Genomic DNA, 6,749 nt, shown 5'->3' with positions numbered 1-6,749 from the left:
CCCGGCAAAGCGCCAAAGCCACCGGAACCAGGTGCAGGGGACAAAGACCAGGTCAACCTGACAGACGACGAATCTCGTATTATGCCCACTGCCGGTGGTGCATTCGAACAAGCCTACAATGCCCAGGCGTCTGTAGACATCGGGAGTGGTCTGATCGTGACACGTCATGTGACTCAGGCACCGAATGACAAAAAAGAAGTTGAGCCAACACTCAGACAGTTACGCATACTGGCCCCCGTGCTTGGAAAAGCTGAGGGGTTACTGGCCGACACGGGCTACTTCAGCGAGGCTAATGTCTGCGCTGTGGATAAAGAAGAACTGACACCCTACATTGCTATAAAACGGGATGAGCACAACCCGCCCCCCTTGCAGCGTTTCCAGCCGGACCCGCCAGTCCCGGATGATGACGCCAGCGCTTTGGAGTGGATGCGCTGGCGCTTGCAGACACAAGAAGGGCGAGCCATCTACAGCCGACGAAAATGCACGATAGAGCCCACCTTCGGAATACAGAAGGAGGCAATGGGATATCGGCGATTCCTGGTGCGGGGACTGGAAGTGGTCTCGAAAGAGTGGGATCTGGTCTGCCTGACATTCAACCTGCGCCGAATGTTCAACCTGAAGCAAGTCGATGATAAAAAATGGCTGGCTCTGGTGCTTTATTGGCTTGTAGTCAGCCACTGTCTCATGAGGTTACGCTGGCGTTCTGTTTGAGTAAGTGACCTCTGAAGGCAGATATGAGCTCTGTAGGCCGATATGATCAAAAAGGACTCAAATGGACGGGCCAGTCCGACAGGCTGCTAGTGTGCCAGCAATGATTTTCAGGACAGAAAAGGCTGCGTTTACCCACAGGCCAACCCATGTTCCCTGTAAAATATTGGAAACAGTGTTTGAATGTTTTGTCATACTTTACTGGTTTGGTTTTTCTCGATTAACGAACGCAAGGCTGTGAACAGGCCATAGGAGGGGAATGATAAAGAGATGGAGTAATACTTCGATTAGCACTCATGCATACAGGTTGTGGAAGAATGAACGAAATGCAGAAAACGAAAATCTCCTGTCCTTATTGTGGAGAACCTATCGATATACTGTTGGATAGCGAAGAGGTTGATGCCCCTTACATAGAGGATTGTCAGGTCTGTTGCCGACCGATACATATTTCTCTTTATGAAGATGAGGGCGGCAATCTCAATGTTCAGGCTCGCCACGAAAACGAAGCCTGAGACTTGGCGTAATCAGAGTTTAAAGCTTAACGCCTCTAGCAGGCTCTCACGCAGTTTTTTTTCGATAATGGGTAGGTGTTCTGCTACCAGTTCGTCCACAATGCTGCTGATCTGGTCATTGCTTAAGGGTGCATCAAGGTCTGCTTCTGAAAATTGTACGACAGGCTCTTCCTTAGAACTCAGAGGTTGCACTCTGTCGTCCAGAGTTGGAATCTCTGCTTCCATATCCAGCTTGCCTTTCAGCATCGGGATATTGTGGGTAAAAGGTTTGTCTAAAAGCTGGCGCAGGTCTTCCAGCTCGTCTAGTAACAGCTCTGCCTGATCGGCCTGTTCGGTCATGATGATTTTCCGACCTTCTGGTGTTGGGGAGTCAACCCTCGCTCTTTGTATTGACGAAACCGGCTGCGAGCCAGTTCGAGGATGCTCTGTTCCTGAACAACAACTTCGGCCACCCTCTCAAAACTGTCGATTGCTGTAGGGATCGTTTCTCCAAGGTTAATCAGCAGCCCACTCCGATCAGGCAATTGCTCCTGCTTCGACCCCAGGGTGACCGGTACCTGAATGTCTTTTTCGTCTGCAGCGTTTTTATTGGAATTGAGATTGGTATGGGGAAGAAAACTGTCTTCCCGGTATGACCAGAGCATGGCGTCGAGTGCAACAACATCTTGCTCGCTGGTCATGTAGATATGTGTAGGCACACCATTGCGCCAGGCTTTTTCTGCCAGTCGGCAGGAGAACCCGACGCGGGCTTCGAGAGTATCTTCCTGAAGGATATAGAAGCTGACCTGAGGAGACATAAAACCCTGTGCTCAGATGAATAATGGCTTCTAGCATATTCAGGAGGGGGCAATGTTATCAAGCACTATCCCGGCTTTTGTTAATCTTTAAGTTCTGAGCCAGGTATCCAGATTATCGATGGTGTGGCACCACTCCGAGTCATCCTGCCAGCTCTCCTTAATAAAACCCGACTGAGACGTACTCCAGAAGCTGGCCTTGTGAAGAGGTATGGTTTGCCCTGTTAGCTTATGGGTTTGCACAAAAGCCTGAATATCCTGATCTTCACAGGCCAAGCCAAGCTGCAGAAACAGTTCATTGAGAGTATGGGAATGGGCGTTCACGACAACGTCCTCCTTTCTGTGGAGGGAAATCCCTTGAGTATGGCCTGTATAGAATATTTTGCCGACTTTTTAGTCGGCTGAATTTCTATCAGGGTCATGCGAGTTCAACTGCTCGCTGTGCATGGACAGTTGTTCGATCTTCATCGTTGGGAATGATTACATTTATACCAAACTGTTCTGTTATCTTACGGCGAATGGAGTGGGGTTCCCAATAGAACGCCCCTGGTATTTCACAAGGTCGTCCACCTGACATTTATCCACATTTCATTACACAGGGCGAGGGAGGGTGGAAAAATTCAGGGGAAGTGAAGATGCTGGTAAAAGTTTTATCGTAAACACTCCGGCAGTGAGTTTACTGCCGGAGCACTTATCGTTTTAGCTGACTTGATCCAGAATGTACTGAACCAGCAAGGGAACAGGACGACCTGTTGCACCTTTTTCACCACCGCTCTTCCATGCAGTTCCAGCTATATCCAAGTGAGCCCATGGGAACTCCTTGGCATAGCGGGACAGGAAGCATCCAGCGGTAATTGTTCCGGCTGGGCGGCCACCAATGTTGGCCATATCGGCAAAATTACTGTCCAGCTGTTTCTGGTAACTGTCGTCCAAAGGCAAACGCCAGGCTTTGTCGCCACTTACGTTACCGGCTACAAGCAATGCGTCAGCCAGTTCTTCATCATTACTCATCAAAGCACTGATGTTGTGACCCAGAGCCATAATGCAAGCACCGGTCAGAGTGGCGATATCAACCACAGCTTTTGGCTTGAAGCGCTCCGCATAGGTAAGGGCGTCGCACAGAACCAGACGGCCTTCAGCATCAGTATTAAGAATCTCGATAGTCTGGCCAGACATGGAGGTGACAATGTCACCGGGCTTGCTGGCATGGCCGGCAGGCATGTTTTCTGCAGTAGCAATCAAACCGATAATATTGATTGGCAACTGCAGTTCGACAATGGCTTTCATGGCGCCGAATACAGAGGCTGCACCACACATGTCGTATTTCATTTCATCCATGGCCGCGCCGGGTTTTAGGCTGATGCCACCGGTGTCGAAGGTAATACCTTTGCCCAGAAGGACAACAGGCTTGTCACCTTTCTTGCCGCCTTTGTAATCCATCTGGATCAGTTGGCCTTCTTCTACAGAGCCTTTTGAAACAGATAGGAAAGAGTGCATGCCGAGCTTTTCCATCTCTTTTTCGCCCAGAGCTTTTATGGAAAGCTTGGCAACACCGCGAGCCAGCTTCTTGGCTTCTCCGGTAAGATGCATTGGCGTGCAGACATTGCCTGGGCGGTTGCTCAGGTCACGGGCCAGAGCCATACCGTTGGCAATAGCGCTGCCTTCGGCTGCGGCCTGCTTGTGGCCTTCAAGAGCTTTGCGGCCAGATTGCAGCAGCGCTATTTTTCCAAGAACAATTGCGTTGTTGTCGGCTTGCTTGCTCTTGTATTCGTCAAACTTGTAGCCTGCGCTGACAATATTGCGCGCCAGCAGTCTCAGCAACCAGTTACTATCTCTGTCTGCCAGTTGCAGATCGTCAAATGCGATAACAGCATCATTGACCCGTGCACCGTTGAGAGCCCGAGCTACACCAGCACAAATTTTTTCTGCAGCGGAGGCTTTTGGTTGATCTTTGCCGGTGGCAACCAGAAGCACTCGTTCAGCTTTGATTCCGGTAACGGTTGGCACCATCAAAACCTGTCCGGCAGCCTGTTTCAGGTCGCCACGCTCAACCAGAGAGCTAAGTAATCCACCAGTGTCCTTATCAACACTACTGAACGCAGGAAACTCGCCGTTGCCCCCCGTGAAAAGCACAAGACACTGAGTCTGTTGCTTGGCGGCACCGCCACTCTTAACTGTAATTTCCATTTTCTCTCCTGTTCAGAGGCAAAAACCGGTGCGTTATCTATAAGATTGGTAGATAATTCCCGGCTTTATAGCATTATGCAGGCAGTTTATGACCAGCCTGCATTATGGTTACTGCTGTTGCTTTCGGCAGATAACCACAATTTTTGGCTTGCTAGCTGTTTGCTTTTACCGCTGGGGCCTTCAGTGAATCCCTAACGGATTTCAAAGCTTTGTGGCGGCAGCTGTATACTCTCCGAGTTTACGACAGGTTTGTACGGATTTTCAGCCTTTCTGTCAGTGTTTTTATACATATAGATGGCCGGGCACGGGTGTAGACGGGATTTTCAGTTTTGATCGTTCTTCGATATTTATCCAGAGAGTTGGTTCAGGGGTGGCTGGCTATTAGCGGTGTGCTGCTGCTGATTATTGTCAGTGGCCGCTTTATCAAATATCTCCAGCAGGCGGCTACTGGTGAGTTAAAGCCTGAATTCTTGTTTGCCATTATGGGTTACCGGTTGCCGGGCTTTTTGGAAATTATTCTCCCACTCGGACTGTTTCTCTCTATTTTGCTGGCTTATGGGCGTATGTACGTAGACAGCGAAATGGTTGTGCTTGAAGCCTGTGGCATGAGTCGTAACCGACTGCTGGGTTATACTCTGGTTCCCGGGTTGCTGATTATGTTGATTGTTGGTTTCACCAGTTTTGTGCTTAGCCCTTGGGGAGCAGACAATGTTGAACGCATCCTGAATCAGCAGGATGCCATGACTGAGTTTGATACCCTGACCCCTGGTCGTTTTCAGTCTATGGCCGGCGGTGGCCGGGTGACCTATGCGGAAGAACTGAACTCAGATAAGTCTCGCATGCAGAATGTTTTTATCGCCCAGCAAGGGCAGGGCAAAGGAGAAGGTTCAAAAGGTCAGCTGACAGTTCTTCTGGCTGGTGGTGGGCGCATTCATTTTGATGAAGAGAGCGGCAAACGTTATTTACTGCTGAACGATGGCTACCGGTATGATATTGCTGCTGGTCAGCCTGAAGGGCGGCAGACTCAGTACGATACGTACGGCATCCAAATGCAGGATAAGGAAGCCCGTCCGGTCACTAAGGAAAATACTCTCCCTACATCAGAAATTGTTGGTCGCAGTGAGTCTCGGCTGCAGGCTGAACTTCAGTGGCGAATCTCTCTTCCTCTGCTGATACCGATCATTATTCTTATGGCGCTCCCACTGGCTCGAGTGAATCCACGGCAAGGACGTTTTCTGAAACTGTTACCCGGTGTTTTGTTATACCTCTTCTATCTGGCGCTGCTGATTGCCGGTAGAGGTGCTATTGAAGATGGAAATCTACCGCCGCAGATAGGGCTTTGGGGTATTCACGCATTCTTCGGAATGCTGGCTGTTGCCATGTTTTTTGGCCCGCAGGTTCTGATGAAAATAAAAGCCTCCGGTTCTTCCAGGAACCTTGAGGGGGCGCAGGGATGAGAAAGCTCGATCGTCATATCGGCCTGACAGTTCTGAGCGCCATGCTGGTGGTTATGATCATCATCGTTTTTCTGGATACGCTGTTTGGGTTTATGACCCAGCTGGATGCTATGCGTGCCAACTATCAGGTGCCAGAAGTTATTCGCTTCATGCTGCTGACAACGCCACAGCGTATTAATAATGTGATCCCTGTTGCGGCCTTGATTGGTTGCCTGGCAGGTTTGGGTTCTCTGGCAAACCATAGTGAACTCGTGGTTATGCGTGCGGCCGGTGTTTCTCTTATGCGTATTGGCTGGTCGGTCATGAAGCCTGCCATTGTATTGATGCTGATGGGGCTGGTACTCAGTGAGTATATTTCCCCTGTTACCGAGCAGATGGCACAGACGGAACGGAAAATCGCCCGTTCTGCCGATGGGCAATATACCGATGAAGGGTTGTGGCACCGGGAAGGCAACGAGTACATGTATTTCAACGCTGTTGAGCCTAATGGCGTTCTGTACGGCATCAATATTTTCAAGTTTGACGGTGAACGTCGTTTACAGGAGAGCATCTACGCGGATCGAGCGTTAAGTCAGGGTAGCCATTGGTTGCTGGAAGGTGTTGAAGCCAGCACTTATGGTGAAAACTCCGTAACATCCCGCATAGCGGGTACGGAAATCTGGGAAACGGGCTTGACCACAACACTGTTGAAAGTGGTGGTGGTAAAACCGGATGACCTTTCTATCTCTGGCCTGCTGACCTACGTGGATTATCTGCAGGAACAGGAACTGGAAACAGGCGAATACAAGCTGGCGATGTACAAGAAAATGCTTCAGCCTGTAGCAATTTTTGCGTTGGTTCTGATTGGTATGTCATTTGTATTTGGACCGTTACGCACAGTCTCTATGGGCTTGCGACTGTTTACCGGTGTGATTACCGGTGTCACCTTTATGATTCTGCAAAACTTGATGGGGCCAGCGAGTCTGGTGTTTGGTTTTTCACCATTGATTGCGGTGCTGATGCCAATACTCGTTTGTTTTGGTATTGGGGTAGTGTTATTGAGAAGGGCAGGTTAACCAGCCCTTCTCCCAGTGTTAAAGAGGGAGTTGCTA

8 protein-coding genes are annotated in these 6,749 nt (G+C 49.7%); 4 read left to right on the top strand and 4 right to left on the bottom strand.

Translation table 11 applies throughout. The annotated features are described in order from the left end of the window. A partial coding sequence (locus QMA35_RS15295) for a transposase (RefSeq protein ID WP_281645792.1) occupies positions 1-711 on the top strand: 711 nt, incomplete at its 5' end. A 314-nt stretch (positions 712-1,025) separates the two neighbouring features. After that, the gene (locus QMA35_RS15290) at positions 1,026-1,220 is read left to right on the top strand and encodes a CPXCG motif-containing cysteine-rich protein (protein ID WP_281648024.1); all 195 of its coding nucleotides are present in this window, start codon (positions 1,026-1,028) and stop codon (positions 1,218-1,220) included. Between the two features lie 12 nt (positions 1,221-1,232). Here the strand turns inward: QMA35_RS15290 and QMA35_RS15285 are convergent, their stop codons facing one another. From QMA35_RS15285 to QMA35_RS15270, 4 genes are all read right to left on the bottom strand, one after another. After that, complete coding sequence (locus QMA35_RS15285; protein WP_281648023.1) at positions 1,233-1,559, bottom strand: hypothetical protein; 327 nt, start codon at positions 1,557-1,559, stop codon at positions 1,233-1,235. Beyond that, positions 1,556-2,017, bottom strand: coding sequence for a DNA polymerase III subunit chi (locus tag QMA35_RS15280; RefSeq protein WP_281648022.1), 462 nt, complete (start codon positions 2,015-2,017; stop codon positions 1,556-1,558). The genes QMA35_RS15285 and QMA35_RS15280 overlap by 4 nt, the downstream gene beginning before the upstream one ends. Positions 2,018-2,104: 87 nt before the next feature. Further along, positions 2,105-2,338, bottom strand: coding sequence for a DUF2789 family protein (locus QMA35_RS15275; RefSeq protein ID WP_281648021.1), 234 nt, complete (start codon positions 2,336-2,338; stop codon positions 2,105-2,107). A gap of 375 nt (positions 2,339-2,713) precedes the next feature. Continuing rightward, entirely contained in the window at positions 2,714-4,201 is a 1,488-nt protein-coding gene (locus tag QMA35_RS15270; protein WP_281648020.1) for a leucyl aminopeptidase, read from the bottom strand. 329 nt (positions 4,202-4,530) lie between these two features. Between QMA35_RS15270 and lptF the strand changes: the two genes are divergently transcribed. Together lptF and lptG are read left to right on the top strand one after the other, a co-directional pair. Continuing rightward, positions 4,531-5,658: an LPS export ABC transporter permease LptF gene (gene lptF / locus QMA35_RS15265; RefSeq protein WP_281648019.1), complete on the top strand. Its 1,128-nt coding sequence runs from the start codon at positions 4,531-4,533 to the stop codon at positions 5,656-5,658. After that, positions 5,655-6,713 carry an LPS export ABC transporter permease LptG gene (lptG, locus tag QMA35_RS15260; protein WP_281648018.1) on the top strand — a complete coding sequence of 353 codons (1,059 nt, stop codon included), beginning with the start codon at positions 5,655-5,657 and terminating at the stop codon, positions 6,711-6,713. Before lptF ends, lptG begins: the two co-directional genes overlap by 4 nt. Positions 6,714-6,749 lie beyond the last annotated feature (36 nt).

The sequence above is a fragment of the Parendozoicomonas sp. Alg238-R29 genome (assembly GCF_947331445.1).
GTDB lineage: Bacteria > Pseudomonadota > Gammaproteobacteria > Pseudomonadales > Endozoicomonadaceae > Sansalvadorimonas.
The sequence above is the reverse complement of the archived record's forward strand: the minus strand, read 5'-3'. Positions and strand labels throughout refer to the sequence as shown.